The organism is Flavobacterium sp. 20NA77.7 (genome assembly GCF_031326205.1).
Lineage (GTDB): Bacteria > Bacteroidota > Bacteroidia > Flavobacteriales > Flavobacteriaceae > Flavobacterium > Flavobacterium nakdongensis.
This window is the reverse complement of sequence record NZ_CP133721.1, coordinates 140,770-162,290: the sequence shown is the minus strand read 5'-3', so window position 1 is coordinate 162,290 and position 21,521 is coordinate 140,770. Positions and strand designations below refer to the sequence as shown.

General features: G+C 34.8%; 12 protein-coding genes. 8 read left to right on the top strand and 4 right to left on the bottom strand.

The annotated features are described in order from the left end of the window. Positions 1-3 precede the first annotated feature (3 nt). A complete protein-coding gene (locus RF683_RS00625; protein ID WP_309532308.1) occupies positions 4-1,701 on the bottom strand; it encodes a hypothetical protein in 1,698 nt (565 codons plus the stop codon). A 117-nt stretch (positions 1,702-1,818) separates the two neighbouring features. On the opposite strand from RF683_RS00625, the gene RF683_RS00620 reads away from it, so the two are divergent. Genes RF683_RS00620 through RF683_RS00600 form a run of 5 tightly spaced genes read left to right on the top strand, consistent with a single transcriptional unit; the run spans position 1,819 to position 5,152 of the window. Continuing rightward, a complete protein-coding gene (locus RF683_RS00620; RefSeq protein ID WP_309532307.1) occupies positions 1,819-2,694 on the top strand; it encodes a cell division protein FtsX in 876 nt (291 codons plus the stop codon). 49 nt (positions 2,695-2,743) lie between these two features. Continuing rightward, a complete protein-coding gene (locus tag RF683_RS00615) occupies positions 2,744-2,980 on the top strand; it encodes a DUF3098 domain-containing protein (protein ID WP_298658359.1) in 237 nt (78 codons plus the stop codon). Between the two features lie 54 nt (positions 2,981-3,034). Continuing rightward, positions 3,035-3,844 (top strand): undecaprenyl-diphosphate phosphatase, encoded by an 810-nt coding sequence (locus RF683_RS00610; protein ID WP_309532306.1) that lies wholly within the window; start codon positions 3,035-3,037, stop codon positions 3,842-3,844. Further along, entirely contained in the window at positions 3,844-4,542 is a 699-nt protein-coding gene (gene truB, locus RF683_RS00605; protein WP_309532305.1) for a tRNA pseudouridine(55) synthase TruB, read from the top strand. Before RF683_RS00610 ends, truB begins: the two co-directional genes overlap by 1 nt. Next, positions 4,532-5,152, top strand: a complete 621-nt coding sequence (locus RF683_RS00600) for a YiiX/YebB-like N1pC/P60 family cysteine hydrolase (RefSeq protein WP_309532304.1) — start codon at positions 4,532-4,534, stop codon at positions 5,150-5,152. The genes truB and RF683_RS00600 overlap by 11 nt, the downstream gene beginning before the upstream one ends. A 2-nt stretch (positions 5,153-5,154) precedes the next feature. Here the strand turns inward: RF683_RS00600 and RF683_RS00595 are convergent, their stop codons facing one another. Continuing rightward, positions 5,155-5,760: a thioredoxin family protein gene (locus RF683_RS00595; RefSeq protein WP_309532303.1), complete on the bottom strand. Its 606-nt coding sequence runs from the start codon at positions 5,758-5,760 to the stop codon at positions 5,155-5,157. Between the two features lie 222 nt (positions 5,761-5,982). Between RF683_RS00595 and pyrH the strand changes: the two genes are divergently transcribed. The 3 genes from pyrH to RF683_RS00580 all read left to right on the top strand — a co-directional run bounded on the left by pyrH (position 5,983) and on the right by RF683_RS00580 (position 7,832). After that, entirely contained in the window at positions 5,983-6,690 is a 708-nt protein-coding gene (gene pyrH, locus RF683_RS00590; protein ID WP_309532302.1) for a UMP kinase, read from the top strand. Between the two features lie 29 nt (positions 6,691-6,719). Beyond that, positions 6,720-7,283, top strand: a complete 564-nt coding sequence (gene frr / locus RF683_RS00585) for a ribosome recycling factor (protein ID WP_309532301.1) — start codon at positions 6,720-6,722, stop codon at positions 7,281-7,283. Positions 7,284-7,403: 120 nt separating this feature from the next. Then, complete coding sequence (locus tag RF683_RS00580) at positions 7,404-7,832, top strand: regulatory protein RecX (protein ID WP_309532300.1); 429 nt, start codon at positions 7,404-7,406, stop codon at positions 7,830-7,832. A 47-nt stretch (positions 7,833-7,879) separates the two neighbouring features. On the opposite strand, the gene RF683_RS00575 is transcribed toward RF683_RS00580, so the two are convergent. Next, on the bottom strand, positions 7,880-8,764 hold the full coding sequence (locus tag RF683_RS00575; protein ID WP_309532299.1) for a PorP/SprF family type IX secretion system membrane protein: 885 nt from the start codon (positions 8,762-8,764) through the stop codon (positions 7,880-7,882). A gap of 16 nt (positions 8,765-8,780) precedes the next feature. After that, complete coding sequence (locus tag RF683_RS00570) at positions 8,781-21,419, bottom strand: LamG-like jellyroll fold domain-containing protein (protein ID WP_309532298.1); 12,639 nt, start codon at positions 21,417-21,419, stop codon at positions 8,781-8,783. Positions 21,420-21,521 lie beyond the last annotated feature (102 nt).

The window sequence follows — 21,521 nt, the reverse complement described above, 5'->3', positions numbered from 1 at the left end:
AATTTAATTTTTATAATACAATGTGCCATTACTATTTGCATAGCCTTTTAAATTTCCGTATTTATCTTTTAAAGACAAAAGGGTTATTTTTGGAGAGACGGTCGCATTTAATTCTGTTGATTTTTTATATTCAGTCTTTGGATAATTCAAATAAATTTCTCCTATTTCATAATCAAAAACAGCATCAATTACTTCGATTTTCTGTGTATTAGTGTTTTGGAAAATTATTCCAAATTTGTTATTTCTCCTCAATTGGTACAATTTAGTAACATGTCCAGATGACGATTGTGGTAATTGTTTTATCTCATCATATTGAGGCATTAATAACTCCTTGCCGTTCATTTGAACAATGCCAATTTTTTTACCTATTCTCGACTGATAGGAAATGTTCCCTTGATTAGTATACATTTTTAGAGGTAATAACTCGTCGTATTGGAATGGAAAAAGCAACCCTTTTATATTAGAATAAAAACTATATTTAATATGATTGGTTTTGGCCTCTTTTTGGCCTACAATAAAAACAACCTCGGAAGAAGCATCGCTATAACTATTTAAAGTTACAAATGTTTTACAGATTGTATCAAATTCAACAGCTTGCTTACTATCAGAAGTAAATAATAGTCCTTGTTTATTTCTTTTTTTATAAATAATAAAATTTTGATAATTATCTATCGTATCATTATGTCGGGTTGTATTGTAATAGCTTTTAATTTCAATTGCTGATATAGGAATTTTCAAATCTACAGGAATACTTTTTTTTAGCTCTTTTGAATTGTATTGATTTGATTTTTCAAATACTAGTTGATTATCCACTCGTTTAAAAGAATGTGTATAATACGTTGGTGGCGTATAAGTGTTTGAGCCGTCGTGTGCTATTGGTGGAACTTCTGCTGCTTGTACATCATAAATGGGATCGCCCCTTCTATCTTCCATTACAACTACTTCATCGTAGCGATAATTGCCTGAACCGGTTCCTGAACCGGTTCCATAGGTATCAGAATAGGTATGTGACTTTTCTACAAAACGGTTGAAATAATCCCGTTCTGTTTTATATGTCAGTTTTGTTTTTATTTTTTCTTTTGGTAATTTAGAAAAATCCCAATTCTCAATAATTAACGCGTCGGTTTTAGCTTTTTTCAGAGCAAAAACAACACCTTTCATGTTATTTTGTCTTTCTAAAATACTAATAGAATAGTAATCTTCATATAGCCAACAAGCGATAGATTTTGTGTGACTATCATAAATAAAAACACTCTCTGTAAAATCTGCATTTAAAAGATGAAAAAGTGTAGAAGAAGCATTGCAGGTTTCAGAACTAATAATTTGAATTATTGGTTTTTTTAAAATGGATTTACCTTCTAGAGTTACAATGTTCGTTTGTTTTACATTGTTATTTTCTGAAACCAAGACATAAATGCCATTTATTTCATACACATTTTCATAAATTGCTTCAAATAACACACGTCCATTGCTAATTAACCCCCGTTTATCTTTGATTTTTGGAATTACTATTTCATGGTTTATAGAATAATCTTGCTGAAATTCGAGTTTGTCATATTTAGGTATAATAATTATTTCACCTTCTTGATTACACATACCCCATTTGTTGCCATCGCGATAGGGTATTGCAATTTCTTGTGCAAAGGTGAAACCTATATTTAGTAAAAAAATAAAAAAAATCAGATTGATTTTGAATTTCATGGCAGAGAATTTAATAAACAAAAATACATTTTATAATACTAAAGTTAAAACTTTGTTGTTATATTCTGTGTAAACAAAATTTCTTTAGTATTTTTACGGCATAATATTTTTATACCTATGGCATTATCATTTGAACAATATCAAAGAAGAAGGCTTATTTCTTCTTATTTTTCAGTAGTATTCAGTATCTTTTTAGTATTGTTTTTACTAGGAGCGTTAGGGCTTTTCGTTGTTAATTCGGAAAAAATATCAAACGACTTTAAAGAAAACATTCCTATGAATGTTTATTTTAAAGACGAAGCAAATGATACGGTATTAAATCAGTTTGATACCGAATTAAAAAATGCAAAGTTTGTAAAAAGATATGATTTTATCACTAAAGATGAAGCTGCTAAAAATAATGTAGATATTGTGGGTAAAGATTTTAAAGAATTTTTAGGGTTTAATCCGTTGCAAAATTCGTTTGATATTCACTTGAAAGGCGATTATGTTACTTCAGAAGAAATTAAAAAAATTGAAATGCAATTCAAAAGAAACACTTACATTTCTGATGTTATATATCCTAAAGAATTAGTGGATTTAGTAAATGAAAATGTTGAAAAAATAAGTTTTTGGATATTAATCATTAGTGGCGTTTTAACTGTTATAGCTATGTTGCTTATCAATGGTTCCATTCGATTATCAATTTATTCACATCGTTTTACCATTAAAACTATGCAAATGGTAGGCGCAACAAAATCTTTCATTAGAAAACCATTTATCATACGAAACATATTACTAGGTTTGGCAGGTTCTGTTTTAGCTATTATTTCGTTATTAGTTGCTTGGTTATATGTAGACAGTTTGTTCCCAACACTTGGCATTGCCAAAGACGTGGTGTCTTTTGTTAGTATTGCTTTAGGCGTAATACTTGTTGGTGTGCTTATTACTTTTATCAGTACATTTTTTGCCACCACTCGATTTTTAAACTTAAGAACAGACGACTTGTATTAGTAAAGAACTATTGACTAGTTACAAGGCAGTGAATTTTAAAAAATATAACATGGAAAACAACAACAAATCTGAATTTCTTTTTGGGAAAGAAAATTATAAATTTTTATTAATTGGATTAGCCGTTATTGCTTTAGGTTTTATTTTAATGAGCGGTGGTGCCAATGAAGACCCAAATGTGTTTAATGAAGATGTTTTTAATTTTAGAAGAATTCGTTTAGCACCAACAGTTGTTTTACTAGGATTTGGAATTACTATTTATTCGATTTTAGTGAAAAGTAAAAAGTAATTAGACTTATTTGTCTGGTTAATCGCTCTTCACAATTCACTAAACACTAAATAAATGGATTTACTTCAAGCTCTCATTCTTGCCATTATTGAAGGTATTACGGAATATTTACCTGTTTCGTCAACGGGACATATGATTTTTGCGAGTTCCTATTTTGGAATAGAAAAGGAAGCTTTTACAAAATTATTTCAAGTGTCTATTCAATTTGGAGCCATTTTAGCTGTAGTTGTATTGTATTGGCGTAAGTTTTTTGACTTTACTAAATTCCAATTCTTTTTAAAATTAGGATTTGCCGTCATTCCTGCCTTAATTTTAGGAAAATTATTTGACGAAAAAATTGAAACTGTACTAGAACATCCAACTCCTATTGCAATAGTTTTAATTATAGGAGGCATTATTTTATTAGTTGTAGATCGTTTTTTTACAAATCCTACTATACATAAAGAAGAAGATATTACGTTCAAAAAGGCAATTACCATCGGTTTTTGGCAATGCCTAGCCATGATGCCGGGAACAAGCCGAAGTGCTGCAAGTATTATTGGCGGTATGCAACAAGGCTTAACTAGACAAGCCGCTGCTGAATTTTCATTTTTCTTAGCCGTTCCTACCATGTTAGCTGTAACATGCTATTCGACGTTTATTAAAACGTATGAAGATACTCAAATGAAAGGGTATGAACTCATTTTAAAATCATCGGAAAACACAAAAATGTTTATCATTGGTAATGTGGTAGCTTTTATTGTTGCGGTTTTAGCCATCAAATTTTTTATAGAAATTATAAAAAAATATGGGTTTAAACCTTGGGGATGGTACAGAATTATTGCAGGGTTTCTTTTATTAGTTTATTTTAATTTTCTAAAATAATGAACACCGAATCTATTTTAGAAGGACAGATACTACTCATAGATAAGCCATTAACTTGGTCTTCTTTTCAAGCAGTCAATAAATTAAAATATGCCTTAAAACGCCAATTTGAATTGCCAAAAAAATTCAAAATTGGACATGCGGGCACTTTAGATCCTTTAGCGTCAGGTTTGTTAATCATTTGCACAGGAAAATTCACTAAAAAAATTACAGAAATTCAAGCGCAAGAAAAAGAGTATACAGGAACAATTTTTGTTGGTGCCACAACACCTTCCTACGATTTAGAAACCGAAATTGACGCCAGATTCTCAACCGAACATATTACAGAAGCGTTAATTTTTGAAATCACAAAAGAATTTATGGGAGAAATTGATCAAAAACCTCCTGTTTTTTCTGCCATCAAAAAAGATGGAAAACGCTTATATGAACATGCTCGTGCGGGAGAAGATGTTGAAATTAAAGCAAGAAAAACGACCATTTACGAATTTGAAATTACGCGCATAGCTTTACCTGAGATTGATTTTAGAATAACATGTAGTAAAGGAACCTATATTCGCTCTTTGGCTTTTGACTTTGGAAAGGCATTAGGCTCTGGAGGTCATTTAACGGCTTTGCGCCGAACGAAAATTGGCAATTACACTGTTTCTGAAGCCTTTTGTCCCATAGAATTTGTAAATCAATTACAACATGAACTATAGGTTTTTATTTTTTATTATTGTTTCGCAACTTGTTTTTAGTCAAGAAGTTAAACGGCTTAAAACAGGTGATTTACTATTTCAATCGATGAATTGTGGGCCGTTATGTGATGCTATAAACGAAGTAACTGAAGGGTATCAAGGTAAGGACTTTAGCCATATGGGGTTGATTTATATAAAAAACGATAGCACTTTTGTATTAGAAGCCTCGGGGAAAGCAGTAAAAATGACGCCTTTAGATGTATTTTCAAACTATACCGATTCGCCTATGTTTGTAGGTAGATTAAAACGAAAATACAGAAAATATATTCCAAATGCCATTGCTTTTACTCTTTTACAAATAGGCATGCCGTATGATGATGCTTATTTATATAATAATGGAAGCTATTATTGTTCGGAGTTGATTTACGATGCTTTTTTGAACGCTTATGGCGCTTCTTTTTTTGAGTTACAACCCATGACTTTTAAATCTCCTGAAACTAATTCATTTTTTCCTGTTTGGGTTGCGTATTATGCACAATTAAAAATAGAAATACCCGAAGGAAAACTAGGCTGTAACCCTGGGGGCATTTCCACTTCTGATAAGTTGACTATTATTGGAACAATTAAATAAAATTATACGTGTATTTGCTCATAGATTTTTAAAATCTCATTTTGAATAGCAATTCCTTTGTCTTGTAAGTACCATTTTTGCAATTCTATTTTAGCCGTTTCATCCACAATGCCATATGTTGCTTTATAGTCAAGGATTAACTGTTTTGCTGGTTCAGGTCTTGGACCCCAATTTGCAATAACGTTTAAAGTTTCAGCATCGAGTATGAGTAATTTAGGAATTGCTCTAGCGCCATTAGTTAAAAAATGTTGCATTACCGCATCATTATCATCTCTCAAAATAATTTTCATATCAATTAAAGAAGTTCCTTCCGCTATTTTATGCAAAACAGGAATGCAATTAGCGGCATCGCCACACCAACCTTCAGCTAAGACTACCCATAGTTGTTTTATTGTTAATTTTGAAAAAAAATCGACAACTTCTGGTAGTACTTGAATCGTTTTGTCTAATCGATGCATTCTTGCCTGATTTAACTCCGAATAATGAACCAAATCTGCATTTTGTTCATGACCCGTGGCCATTCCTTCTGTTAATAATTGTGCAATATGGGCTCTATATTCTGGATACGTAAAGCTGTGTAACAAACTTTGTTCTATTTCTTTTTTCATTATCAAAATTAATTTAACTGTTTTAAATTTAAATCAAAAATACGGTTTTCAAAAATAAACTCCCGTAATAAATGTTACCAAAATTTGTGGCAAAATAGTACACAACAATATGATTTTGAATCTGGCTAAAGAGGCACATACTTTACCATTAAAGTTTATTTTTTACATTTTTATAATTTTCTTGGATAAATAGTATATTTGCAAAGAAATTACCTTCATACTATGAAATACAAAAGAATTCTTCTCAAACTAAGCGGCGAAGCTTTAATGGGTGATCAACAATATGGTATTGATCCTAAAATGTTAGCTGCCTATGCTGCCGAAATTAAAGAAATACACAATAAAGGTGTTGAAATTGCCATTGTTATTGGTGGTGGAAATATTTTTAGAGGATTAGCGGGTGCTAGTAGTGGAATGGATCGTGTGCAAGGTGACTACATGGGCATGTTAGCTACTGTCATTAATGGAATGGCTTTACAAGGCGCTCTTGAAGACGCAGGAATGCAAACACGTCTTCAAACCGCACTTAAAATTGAATCTATTGCCGAACCTTATATTAAAAGAAGAGCTACACGTCATTTAGAAAAAGGAAGAATTGTAATATTTGGTGCCGGAACAGGAAACCCTTATTTTACTACCGATACGGCTGCTGTTTTAAGAGGAATTGAAGTGCATGCCGATGTAATTTTAAAAGGCACACGAGTAGATGGTGTTTATACAGCAGACCCAGAAAAAGACAGTAATGCTGTTAAATTTGATTACATTTCTTTTGAAGATGTACTTGCTAAAGGTCTTAATGTAATGGATACTACAGCTTTTACATTGAGTCAAGAAAACAAACTTCCAATTATTGTTTTTGACATGAACAAACCTGGAAATTTATTAAAAGTGTGTGAAGGTGCAACCATTGGAACAACAGTAACTATTTAAATAAAAATACGATTTAAAAACATAACAAGATGACTGAAGAAATTAACTTTATCATTGATAGCGCTAAAGAATCGATGAATGGTTCTATTGCGCATTTAGAAAAAGAATTTTTAAACATTAGAGCAGGAAAAGCATCTCCTCAAATGTTAGGTGGTGTTTTTGTTGATTATTATGGTTCGCAAACGCCTTTATCACAAGTAGCAAATATTAATGCTGCTGATGCTCGAACATTAACTGTAACGCCTTGGGAAAAAACCATGTTACAGCCTATTGAAAAAGCTATTATGATTGCTAATTTAGGGCTTAACCCAATGAACAATGGTGATAATATTATTATTAACATTCCAGCATTGACTGAAGAGCGCAGACGTGATTTAGTAAAACAAGCAAAGGCCGAAGCTGAAGAAGCTAAAATAGGGATTAGAAATGCCCGAAAAGACGCTAACAACGACATCAAGAAAGAAGAAAAAGAAGGAACTTCTGAAGACGTTTGTAAAAAAGCCGAAGAAGACATTCAAAAATTAACAGATAGTTATATTAAAAAAATTGATGATTTATTAGTTGGAAAAGAAGCCGAAATCATGAAAGTTTAGGTATAATTTACAAAATAACAAGGCTGGTTTTACTAGCCTTTTTGATTTATATATAACGCTACATCTCTATTGAAAACATCTCCAAATATAACTTTTACGTTGTTGCAAATTCAGAGCAAAATGGAATACTATTGTGCGTATCAAGAAAGGTGTTACAAAGAAGTAGAAGAAAAACTATACAGCTTTAAATTAACTGCCGCGGAAAAAGAACAACTTTTAATTTACCTAATTGAACATAATTTTATTAATGAAGAACGGTTTGCTAAAAGTTTTGTCAGAGGTAAGCATAACTATAAAAATTGGGGTAAAAATAGAATTATTCAAGAATTAAAATTTAGAAATATTTCTTCAAAATTGATTGAAATAGCGCTTCAAGAAATTGATTCAGAAGCGTATATTACTCGTTTTAATGCCCTTGCTGAAAAACATTGGTTAACTATAAAAGAACGCAAAGGACAAAAGAAAAATAAAAAATTTGTAGATTATTTACTTAGAAAAGGTTTTGAGCCTTATTTAATTTATGACAAACTAAAAGAGTTTGACAACTAAAAAAGCCTGAAAATATTCTCAGGCTTTTTTAATTATATGGAATAGAATTATAGTTGATACCTTAACAATAATTCATGTGTGCCATTTGCTCTCCCCAACAAGTCTTTGCTTGTAATGTATTCATAAGCATATCCTAATTTAAAGTTTTTATTTACTTTAAACAACGTCATTCCGGCAATAGCATTATCTGTTCTGTACGTTAAGGCAAAATCAGCTAACTCGCTTACGTTTACAGCTGCTGTAAAATCTGTTGACAAAGGAGCTCCATTTACATATCTAAACATAAAAGAGGGAGAAAACGTAACCTCTTCATTGATTTGATAGGTATATCCTCCACTTAAATAAATATGGGTTCTGTCTGTTGTTACTGTGCCATAACCTTCCACATTTTTAGCTCGTTCTGAACTTAACATTTTCGGCGTTGATAACGATACAAAATAATCTTTGTTTTTTAAATAGAATCCTACTCCAAAATTTGGATGCATTCTTGAAATATTTCCTAAACTTGGATCCGAAGCTATATTGTAAGTCTGCAATCCTGAAGTATTTACTTCATAGTTGTTGGCTCCCGCTTTTACGCCCATAAATAAATCTAAATCGTCATTTAATTTTACTTTATACGAAAAATCAATTGACATATAAGTTTGCGTTTCTATAAACACCTTGTCACGAATTACCGAAACACCAAAACTTAAATTGTTTTCTAATGGTGTCATAAAGGAAACAGCCTGTGTTTCAGGTGCGTCCTTAATACCTGTCCATTGTTTTCTTACTGTTGAAGTAAAAATAGTTTCTTCTTCTACACCTACAACCGCAGGATTTACCAAGTTTAAGTGTGTTTTATAGAACGCTAAGATACTTTCTTGCTGCGCCCAAAGATTACTAGTCAATAAAACTAGTAATCCCGAACTCATAAATATTATTTTTTTCATCTTCATTAGATTTATTTTATTTTCTTGAAATATATAACCAACCATCTTTATCTATTGATCCGTCACCATCCAAATCGATTTGGTAGTAATATGATCCGCCTTCTGGTAAAGTCTCCGTATTTGTTCCAAATTCACCTCCCCAATTATTTTGGTAATGTCTTGCTTTAAATACTTCTTTACCCCATCTATTAAACACTTTTACTACAGCATTTGGATGATTTTCAATATTATAAATTACCCATGTATCATTAATTCCATCGCCATTTGGTGAAATAGCATCAGAGACGTTAATTTCTATGGTATCACAACTATCTCCTTGCCCATCGTTATCTCTATCTTCTTGATAAGGGTTATACGATTTTGGACAGTTATCATACACATCATCAATACCATCATTATCATCATCTGGATCACAAATATCTCCCATCGTATCATTATCTGTATTTAATTGATCTTGATTTGCAATAAATTGACAGTTATCGTTCACGTCTAAAATTCCATCATTATCATCGTCATCATCACAATTGTCTGGTATAGCATCTAAATCATTATTTGCTGATATAGAATTATCTAAAACAACTGTTACTATTGCAGTACTTGAACTTACATTACCACTAGCATCCGTTACGGTTACCGTTACAGTATTGGTTCCGATATTAGCACATGTAAATGAACTTGGAGACACAGTTATGGTTGCTATACTACAATTATCAAATGAACCATTATTCACTTGAGTTGCTGTTACTGTTGCGGTTCCTTGAGCATTTAATGTTACAGATGCATTTTGTGTAACAACTGTTGGCAAAATAGTATCTGTCACAGTTACCGTAGCTGTTCCTGTATTTATATTTCCATTTCCATCTGTTACGGTTAAAGTAACTATATTAGTTCCAATATTTGTGCACGTAAAAGATGATGGACTAACTGTCATCGAGGCAATACTACAGTTATCTGTTGAACCATTATTAATTTGTGCTGCCGCAATTGTCGCTGTCCCTGAAGCATTTAATGCAACCGAAATGTTTTGTGTAACAACTGTTGGTAATGTGCTTTCTGTTACAGTTACCGTAGCTGTTCCTGTATTTACATTTCCATTTCCATCTGTTACGGTTAAAGTAACTGTGTTAGTTCCAATATTTGCGCACGTAAAAGATGATGGACTAACTGTCACCGAGGCAATACTACAGTTATCTGTTGAACCATTATTAATTTGTGCTGCCGTAATGGTCGCTGTCCCTGAAGCATTTAATGCAACCGAAATGTTTTGTGTAACAACTGTTGGTAATGTAATATCTTGAACTGTAATTGCTCCAGAAACTTCAGACTTAGACATTCCACAAGTACCATTAACAACTACATAATAATAATGAGGTCCAACCAAAGCATTACTTGGTACAAATGATGTACTTGTCGCGCCTGTTATTGGTGTTCCTCCTACATTGGAATTTATTGTATTCACATACCATTGGTATTCTAATTGTTGTCCATTTGCCTGAATCGTTAATGTTGGTGGTGTACCGTTTGGACAAATATTTACTACTTGTGAGCTTGGTTGAGTTATAACTGAAGGATTCACAATGTTTGGACAATTATCCACTCCATTCGGAATACCATCTCCATCCATATCTGGATCATTTGCATCATTAATACCATCACCATCCATATCAGTACCATTGTTGTTTGTACCATTTCCATCTGGGTCAACATCGGCTGCATTTGGAATGCCATCGCCATCAATATCTGGATCGTTAGCATCATTAATACCATCGCCATCAGTGTCTGGACCGTTATCAATAGTTCCATTACCATCAGGATCTGCATCGGCTGCATCATTAATACCATCGCCATCAGTGTCTGGGCCATTATTAATCGTTCCATCCCCATCAGGATCTGCATCAGCACCATTTGGTATCCCATCACCATCAATATCTGGATCATTGGCATCATTTATTCCGTCACCATCAGTATCTGGGCCATTATTAATAGTTCCATTACCATCAGGATCTGCATCAGCACCATTTGGAACTCCATCGCCATCAATATCTGGGTCATTAGCGTCATTTATTCCATCTCCATCAGTATCTGGGCCATTATTAATAGTTCCATCTCCATCTGGATCTGCATCAGCACCATTTGGAATGCCATCGCCATCAATATCTGGGTCATTCGCATCATTAATACCATCACCATCTGTATCTGGGCCATTGTCAATAACTCCGTCTCCATTCACATCACTATCTGCTCCATCTACAATTCCATCTCCATCTGTATCAACAGCACCATTATCAATAGTGCCATCACCATTTGCGTCAGCATCTGCGCCATTAGGAATGCCATCGCCATCAATATCTGGGTCATTCGCATCATTAATACCATCGCCATCAGTGTCTGGACCATTATTTATAGTTCCATTACCATCTGGGTCTGAATCAGCTCCATTAGGAATACCATCGCCATCAATATCTGGATCATTCGCATCATTAATACCATCACCATCAGTGTCTGGACCATTATTTATAGTTCCATTACCATCTGGATCTGAATCAGCTCCATTAGGAATACCATCCCCATCAATATCTGGATCATTCGCATCATTTATTCCGTCTCCATCTATATCCGTACCATTATCAATTGTTCCATTCCCGTCAACATCTGCGTCTGATCCATTAAGAATACCATCCCCATCACAATCTGCTGTTTGCCAAGTTGAACTAGCTGTACTAGAATTATATCCAATACATGGATTTGTAGGATTTGTATCTTGTCCATTAGCTGTTCCATCGCCATCAATGTCTGTATCTGTCGCATTTCCTATTCCATCGCCGTCTGTATCCGCATCAATAAATAAATTAAATGATTCTGAATCAGTACCTGCTGCATTTGTAGCTGTAACTGTAAACGAAGTTTGTGCTAACGTTACAGTTGGAGTTCCTGAGATTACTCCAGTTGCTGTATTTAAACTTAATCCTGTAGGTAATATTGGGGAAATAGAATAAGTAACCATTCCTCCTCCTGCATTTACTGTTTGGATTGCTATTGATTGATTGATTATACCTGTATAATTAGTATTGGCAAAACTAATACTTGGTGGTGCTAATGTTTGAATATTAGTATTAGTAACTGATGTTGCTGGGTTACTAAATGCATCTTGATAAATTAGCGTTACATCATATGTTGTAAATCCTAGCGCTGTACCTGAAACTACATTTGGAAGTGTGGTTGGATTAGTCCCTACCACATAACTAAAGGTAGCAGAAGTTGCATTTGTCATTGTCCAAAGAATTGGTGTACCACCACCTGTTGGTGTAAAAATTAAAGCAACAGAACCTGCTAATGGTGGTTCGGGTAATGTATAATTAAAATTTAATGTGGTAGCACCTGTTGTATTTGTAACAGGAGATGTTAAAACCGGTGCTATTGTTGTGCCTAATGTTACAGTAATTATTTCAGTATCTGAACAGCCGTTATTATTTGTATATGTAATAGTTGTAGTACCCGTTGTTAATCCCGTTACTACACCCATATTAGATACCGTTGCTACCACAGTATTTGATGAAACCCATGCATTTGAACTTGCAGCCGTAGTTGTAGCTGAAAGCGTTATTGATTCTCCTGTACCTACAGAAGTTGTTCCTGAAATTACAGGCAGCGGATTAACAACTACATTGAAACTTGAAGTCATTGCAGAAGAACAATAACCACTAATAACCACCGCTCTATAAGTTGTATTTTGAGTAAGTACTGGTGTTGTAAATGAAGTATTTGTTTCACCTGTTAAATCAGTCCAAACAGGATTGTCAAAACGTTGCCATTGAATAGTACCAACATTACCCGAAAGTGTTAATGTGGTTGTAGCACCACTACAAATAGAAGTTGTACCAGTTATTGTTCCTGCTACTGAAACAGGAGAAATAGTAATTGCTCCCGAAACATTAGAAGTCATAGGTGACGAACACGTATTGCTCACTACACAATAATAATATGTTGTACCAACTAATGTGTTAGAAGGCATATAAACAGAGTTTGTAGCTCCCGTAATCAATGTTCCTCCTGTAGTTGAAGCTGTTGTATTTTTATACCATTGGTATGTATTATTTAATCCCGTAGCCGTAACTGCAAGTGTTGCTGTTATACCATTAACACATACGTTTTGTGAGGTTGTAGAGGGTTGAACCGTTATCGCAGGTGTTACAATTGATACTGCTTTTGTAGCAATAAATGTACAACCATTAACCACATAAGTATACGATACCGTAATATCTTCATTGGCTGCAGCCGTTAACAATCCTGATGTACTAATGGTTGCATTAGCACCACTTGATAACGACCAGGTTCCGCCAGATACTTGGTGTGTATATTGTGAAGTACTATTAGCACATAAGGTTGCAGCACCTGTAATTACAAAATTAGCTGCTGTATTTCCAACAAAATTTGATGCCGTTCCTGTTTTGGCAAAATTGGTTAACGTACCGTGAAGAACATTCGTAGTTCTATCAAGAGCTGCATTAATAGTTGAATTATTACCTCCTGCAATTCCTTGATTGAAGTCATAATATGCTACTAGTCCTGTTTCATTTCCAACTAATGCATTGTACATGCCTTGTTGAATTTGAGAAAGCGAACGGGCAACATTCCAAACTCTTACTTCATCTAAAGCTCCTTTTAACCATGTATGTATACCCCCATAACCAACCGTTAAAGGGAGGGTATTAGTTTGTGGAGTTACAGTTGTACTTGTAGAAGCATCTTCGATACCGTTAATATAAATTTTGGCTGTATTTCCACTTCTTGTTGCCGAAATATGATACCAAACACCCGGTTGTAAAGCTGTTGTGCTTTCTAAACCTAAACCTGAACCAAAGCTACTCCAAATTTGAAACAATAATTTGCCATTTGTTCCTAACCATAGGCCATATGTTCTATTCGAATTATCTCCTTTCCCTATAACTCTTACATAATCTGAATGAACTTGATCAAACTTAATCCAAGTTTCAAGCGTGATGTTACCGGTAATATTTAAAGCACTTAAATTAGAAGCGGTAGAAAACGAATCATCAACCCCATCAAATTGTAATGCATTACCAAATGGTTGGCTACAGTCTACGACACTAATTACTGCGGTTGCTGTACAACCATTAGCAGCAGTGTAGGTTATGATAGTGGATCCTGCCCCAACTGCAGTTACCACTCCTGTTGATGAAACAGTTGCTGCCGCTGTATTGGAAGAAGTCCAAGGCGTTAAAGTATCTGCTGTACCTGAGCCTGTTAATTGAAGTGGTGTACCTCCTACAGTTATGCTTTGTGCACCTGAAATTGTAGGCACTGCATTGATAGTAACCGTAATTGCTGTTCGTGCACTTTCGCAATTCGTTGTGTTGTTTTTTTGACTTACATAATACATTGTTGTACCCAAAGTAGTTACACTTGGTGTAGGCGCTGTAGAGCTAGCCGTTCCTCCGGTAGCAACTGTGTACCATTGAAGCGTATGACCGGATAAAGCCGTTGCCGTTAATGCCGAAGTTGTGGCGCCTTGACATAAATTAATTGTGGTATTGGTCACAGGAGCAGCAGGAGAATTTATCGCAACTGTTTTTGTTGCTGTAAACGAACAGCCATTTAACGCGTATGTATAAGATAAGGTTATATTTTCATTTGTTGTGGCAGTAAGTAATCCTGAGGTACTTATAGTAGCAGTAGCTCCATTAGATACCGACCAAGTTCCTCCAGGAATTTGATGTGTATACTGTGCAGTAGTATTACCACAAATTGTTGCTGCACCTGTAATATCACTACTTGAAACTGAATTTCCAACAAAATTAGATGTCGTTCCAGTTCTTGTAAAATTAGTTAAGGTACCATTTAAAGTATTATTTGCTTTGTTAATAATCGAAGTAATAGATGTATTTGTTCCACCAGCAATACCTTCATTGAAGTCAAAATAGGCTAATAAACCTGCTTCTGTTCCAGCTAACTCGGCATTCATAGTAGCTTGAATTTGAGCTTGAGTACGAGTCGTTGACCAAAAACGAACCTCGTCTAATGCTCCACTAAATTGTTGATCCGATTTTCCTAACCAATAGGCATTATCTGGAAGATCTAAATTTGCCGCACAAGTTATCGATTGGATTTGGATACCATCAACGAATAAACGCATAGTTGTTCCGTCTTTTACTAAAGCTACGTGAGTCCATTTATTAGCTACCAAGGAAGTTGGACTACTAGCAGAAACTGGCGTTCCGATTAATGTTGAGCCTTCAGACCAAGACGCATGTAAAACCCCATTATTGGTTATATATATTGATGGACTTCTTTTTGTACCTGTATACCCTAAAAAGGACAACCAACTATTTCCAGGAGTTCCAGACATTATATCAGAAGCAGCGGGTCTTATCCAAGTTTCAATCGTAAAATTAGCTACGGATTGAGTAGGAAATATTCTAGAAGGAATATTCACAAAATCAGCAGTGGCTGCAGTTGAACCTACACCAAAAGCTAAAGCATTTCCAAAAGGTTGCGAGCAATCGACAACTCGAAGCATCGCTGTTTTAGAACAGCCACTAGCTGTTAAATAAGTTATGGTAGTAGTACCACCTCCTACTGCATTAACTACTCCTGAAGAAGTAATAGTAGCCACAGCAGTGTTTGATGAAGTCCAAGGTGTTGTGTTGTCTGGTGTACCAGAACCTGTTAAAGTAATTGTACTACCCCCAACCGTCATGTTTTGAATACCTGAAATGGTTGGAACTTCGTTTACATTAACTGTGATAGCCGTTCGTGGGCTTTCGCATGGGTTAGCAATAGAGGTTGATGTCAATGTAAAATCAAAATCTAATGCTGAATTTGCAACATTATTTTGATACAAGACACCTGTAGGGGTTGTATTGTTTTTTACCGACATCAAATATATTGAGACACTATTAGTACTAGTTACTTCAAAATAATATGTTTGATTCGCATTTAAAACAATATTTGAATTTACAAATGTGAATATAGGATTAAAATAACCTGATCCGGTCATAGTTGCATCTGCACTTCCCAATAATGCTCCACCAAATCCATTATAAATTTTAAGATTAATTACAGGTGAATATGCAAATATTTGACCAATAGCTAATGAATTTATTCTGCTAGTAGTACTTACTTGAAATGTTTGTCCGAAAGTGAGTCCAGAAACATAACTTGCCGTAACACCCGCACTTGTTGTTGTTGTGACTGTAGAAGAATTTTGTTTCTGACTCACATAATAAATCGTTGATCCAACAGAAGTGGTCAATGGTGTTGGGGCAGTTGTACTCGCTGTGCCACCTGTCGCAGTAGTATACCATTGTAACGAATAACCACTAATTGGAGTAGCTACTAAAGCTGTAGCTGTGGCGCCTTGACAATAGTTTATTGTAGTTGTGGAAGTTGGAGCTGATGGTGAAGTATTTACTGGAACTGTAAAATCAGAACTTGTGACACTTGAACAAAGTCCGTTTGTTACAACTACTCTGTAAACTGTATTTTGAGTTAAAATTGGTGTCGTATATGTTGTATTTGTTTCTCCTGACAAATCAGTCCAAACTGGATTATCAAAACGTTGCCATTGAATAGTTCCTGTATTTCCTGCTAATGTTAATGTTGTTGATCCTGAATCACAAATACTTGTTACAGAAGAACTAATGGTACCCGCCACAGAAGGTGCGTACACTTTTATTAATCCAGAGACATTACTTGTTACAGCTGGTGTACAAGTACCACTTACAATACAATAATAGTAAGCCTCTCCGGCTGTTGTACTAAGCGGTGTGTAACTTGCACTAGTTGCTCCTGAAATTGAAGTCCCACCAGTATTAGACGCAGTTATATTTTTATACCATTGATACGTCAAACCAGCACCTGTTGCAGTTACAGAAAGTGCCGTAGCTGTTCCATTTAAACAAATGTTTTGGGCGGTAGCGGCTGGTTGTGTTGTAATTGCAGGTAATCCTAAAACTGAAAATACTTTTGTGCTAGAATAATTACAACCGTTATCTGTGAATGAATAGGTAATAGTAGCTGATCCTTCTGCATTAGCAGTTGCTGCGCCTGTACTTGAATCAATAGAAATAATTGATGCATTTGAAGTAGACCAAGTTCCGCCAGAAACTGTATGAGTTAAGGTTGTTGTTGCATTTAAACAAATGTTTGGCGAAGTTAAAATCGCAGGACCAGCTTGAACAATATTATTTGTTGCACCAGTCATAGCATATACAGGGGAAGAAGAAGCTGGTGTCAAATGATTCCCGTTTGCTGTTGCATCTATTAAACTTGTAATGGCAGTATTATTTGCGCCCCCAACACCTTGATCAAACTTGTAATAAGCTACTAGACCGCTTTCGTTTCCAATTAATTGTGTGGCAAAATTTGAAGCAACTTCGGCATCCGTTCTTACAGTATTCCAAACCTTAACTTCGTCAATATTTCCAGCAAAAGTTCGATTAGGTGTTCCATTCCCGATACCATTATTATATCCGACTTTAAAATCATAGCTATTAAAATCAGGAACAAAAGATTGACCACGTGTAAATGTGTGTACTAAAACTCCATTAACATATATTTTAACCACTTTAGAAGTAGCATTATAACTAGCGGCAACATGTTGCCATTTGTTTAATATAACAACATTATTTGCGGTCGTTGTTAATTCCCATGACCAGTCACGCTCTATCATCACTGAGAGTGCGCCATTTGAATTTGTCATGAATTGAAAATCTCGTTTACTTACAATCCCTGCAAGATAATTCCATGCTGTTGGATAAATCCAAGCTTCAACAGTCCAATTCGTTAAATTGATTGAAGTTCCTGCTGCTTTTGTTAAATGACCTCCAGAAGTAAAATTAACAGCTCTATCAAATGGATAAGGGGCAGTTGGAACAGTAACTGTAAGAACATTACTATTTGCTACTGTACAAACGCCACTAGTAATAGCGGCTCTATAATACGTTGTTGTAGTTAATGCAGCAGTCGTATAAGTCGCAGTTGTTGCTCCAGTAATATTATTCCAAGTGCTGTTATTTAGTGATGATTGCCATTGAATGCTTCCTGTGTTTCCTGTTAAAGAAAGAGTTACCGTGTTACCAGGACAAATATTTGTCGCAGATATAGTTGCTGTTCCTGCAACAGGTGTTTCATTTATAGTAATTAGTCCAGAAAAATTGGAAGTTAATGTACCACATGTACCTGTAACTACGCAATAATAATAAAATGTAGAAGGCACTGAATTAGTCGGAGTATAGGATGCACTTGTGGCTCCAGTAATTAAAGTACTACCAGTTGTAGAAGCTATAGTATTAGAATACCATTGATACGTTAAACTTGTCCCACTTGCTGTTACAGTCAGCGCTGTCAAAGTGGCACCTTGACACACTGATTGAGATGCAGTAGAGGGATGAGCTGAAATTGCGGTAACAATACTTACCGTTCCAGATACTGCTATAGTTTGATTCGTAGCGCCTGTTGAAGTAATTGATATATTACCTGTAGTCAAAGATGCACTAGCGGCTGTCATTCTAACGTATATTGTCGTTGTTGCTACTGTACCAGAGGTAGGTGTTATTGAAAGCGTTGAAGAATATGTAGTGCCATCTAATGAATATTCTAAATTCGTATATGCTGCAACAACAAGGTTTGCGGTTAAATTTGTTCCAGAAACGGTAAATGTTTGAGCCGCAGAAACAGAACCAGAACATTTTGAAAATGCAGTCAGTGTTCCAGTTCTTACTATTGTTGGTGAATAAGTAAAATTTGATGCACTTGTTACTGTGCCGCCTGGAGTTATTACTTGTACAGTTCCTGTTGTGCCAATCGGAGCAATGGCTGTAATTGAAGTAGAACTATTAACCGTAAATGACGTAGCAGAAATACCGTTGAATTTAACATCGGTTGTACCTGTAAAATAAGTTCCTGTAATTGTAATAGAAGTGCCCCCACTTCCAGAAGTAGGAGTAAATGAAGAAATTGTCGGAATTCCTATAATGTTTTGATTCACATAATAACTTGTGTTGTAATATCCTGGAGCAACAATGTCTGGTCTCCCATCACCGTTTACATCGGTCGCTTTTAGCCCCATAGGGTTTGAAGAAGAGTAAGCATTAGTTGAATTTGCATAACTTAAAGTATTACTTGTTGTAGTGTTGTTAAAAATAGCAATATAGGGTCCTGAATTAGCATTAGACGAATAAACTTCTGGATAGGCATCTCCGTTAAAATTCGCTAAATCAAAACCATTTAAAATACCTGAAGGACTTCCAACACTAGAACTTAAACTTGTAAATACCCCTGAACCATTATTGGTAAAATAATTAATCGCACTAGTCGAAGTTTTTACAACAAAGTCAATATCTCCATCGTTATCTAGATCTCCACTAACTATATTTCCTGACGAAAAAGAGCTTGCATTTGAAGTAAATACACCAAAACCAGTATTAGATCCTAAAGAAATATAGTATCCACTAGCATATGAAAATAATATATCTAAGTATCCGTCATTATTAAAATCAGCCATGTCAAAATCTAATGGTGTTGTAGCTGTAGTAAGTGAAATAGATGTACCAAAATTAATCGTAGCTGCCCCAAGAGTACTTGTATTTAATAAATATTTGAAAGCCGCTCCAGAATAACTAAATATATCAAGCATACCGTCTTTATTTATATCAACAAAACGAACTCTGTTAGAACATGCTAATGTAAATGTCTGTTTAGTTGCAAAACTAATTGTGCCTGCCGAAGACGTATTGATAAAAATATCTATAGAACTTCCCGTTGGAACAATAAGATCCATTTTCCCATCACCGTTAATATCCTCCGAAAAAATAGCCGAAGGGGTTGTAGTTGCCGTTAATGTTACTGCAGTTGTAGAAAATGTACTTGTAGATACTGTAGTGCCTGGAGTCGTTATCGTATTCTTGTAAATATAAATACTTGAAGAACTGTTAGACATAGACGTATAATCTGGAAAACCATCATTATTATAATCTACCAAAAGATTAATTGATTTCCAATCAGCTGTTGTTTGCCAAGAAGCAGCTGTTGTAAAAGTTACTGCACCATTAAAAGTGCCTGTACCATAGTTATAATCTCCATTTCCAAAACCTCCATTATGAAAAGTAGTCGAAAAAGAACCCTTAGAGTAGGCAATTCCTGTTGCTGTATTCAATACTTTTATCTTTGAAAACCCAGTTGTACCATAAGGTACTGTTACATTTAATGAAGTTGCTGTCGCTGATGTAACTGTCGCTGACACTCCATCAAAAGAAACTATATTATTAGTTGCCGTAGTATTAAACCCTGTACCAGTAATCGTTACTGTAGATCCAACAGCTCCACTTATTGGCGAAAAAGACGTAATAGTTGGTGGTGCAGTAGCAACTTTCATAGTAAAATTAACTAAAGTACTTTCACATAAAGTTGTTGCATTTTTTACCTTTAATACAAAATCATACGTTCCAAGCGCACTATTAGTAGGAATTGGAACCGTTAAATTTCCTGAACTACCTGAAAATATTACATCAGAAACAGGAGTAAACCCACTTAATGCATTGGTTCCTGCAGAAACTGAATATAGTGTTGGGGAGTTGGTTGTTGCTGTATATGGAATAATAAAAGATGTTGCCGATTGAAAAACATTTGAAACACTTCCTATTGTTATAGTTGGTAAAGAGTTAACTACTCCTGTTACCGCTATTGTCTGAGTTGTTGCCCCTGTTGCACTTATAGAAATATTACCGGAAGGAGAGCCTGTACTTGCCGTCGTTAAACGAACATAAACAGGTGTAGAAGCTACTGAACCTGAACTTGGAGAAATATTTAGAGTTGAAGTATAGGTAATACCGTCTAAAGAATATTCATAACCTGTTAAAGCGGCAATAGTAATATTTGAAGTTAAATTTGTTCCTGAAACCGAAAATGTTTGTGCGTTTGATGCTAGCCCAGTACATTTTGAAAAGGTAGTTAAACTTGAACTAGTTGTAATTACTGGAGCGAAGTAATTATACCAAAAAGAAACTGATGACCAAGAGTACCCCGTTGGCGGAGCAACTGGAGTTGGTCCATAGGAACTAGGTGTACCATCTACAGAGGAATATGCAGAACCTGTACTTCCTAACATAATACTTGTAGCCGAGGCATTCCCATAAAAATACATCCTAAATTCTACTGTTCCTGAAATATTAGCTAAAGAATTTAAATCAACTGAAGTAAGTGAATAACTACTCCCGTTAGCTGTAATGCTTCCAAGATTACTAGCATATCCATCAACACTATATCTTAATGATGTATTTAATGAAGCACCAGCATAAGACTGAAATACTATTCGATCCAAATCAATCGAACTTGACCCAGCATTTATTGTAAATGAAATGTAGGGACTTGTACTAGTATTTAAAGTTGAAGAAGGGTTTGCAGTGAAAAAAAACCTATTATCATTTTGTGGTGTAATACCCGAGTAATTCATACTGCAACCATTAGTTATAGGATTTGAATAATCCCCATTGTATGGAAAAGAAATTGAAGAAGCATTACCTCCCATCCAATTTGCCAACACTCGTTTAGTTTGACCTTGAGAAAAACCAAAAGTTAACAATACACTAATAAACAATAATTGTTTGAGAATTTTTGAGAAAAATGTATTTTTCATCGTAATCGTTTTTATTGTGAAAATTTCGCAAATATACTTAAAAAACAAGTACAAAATACAATTTTTACACATTTTAAGGTGTATTTGTTTTTACACATTTTT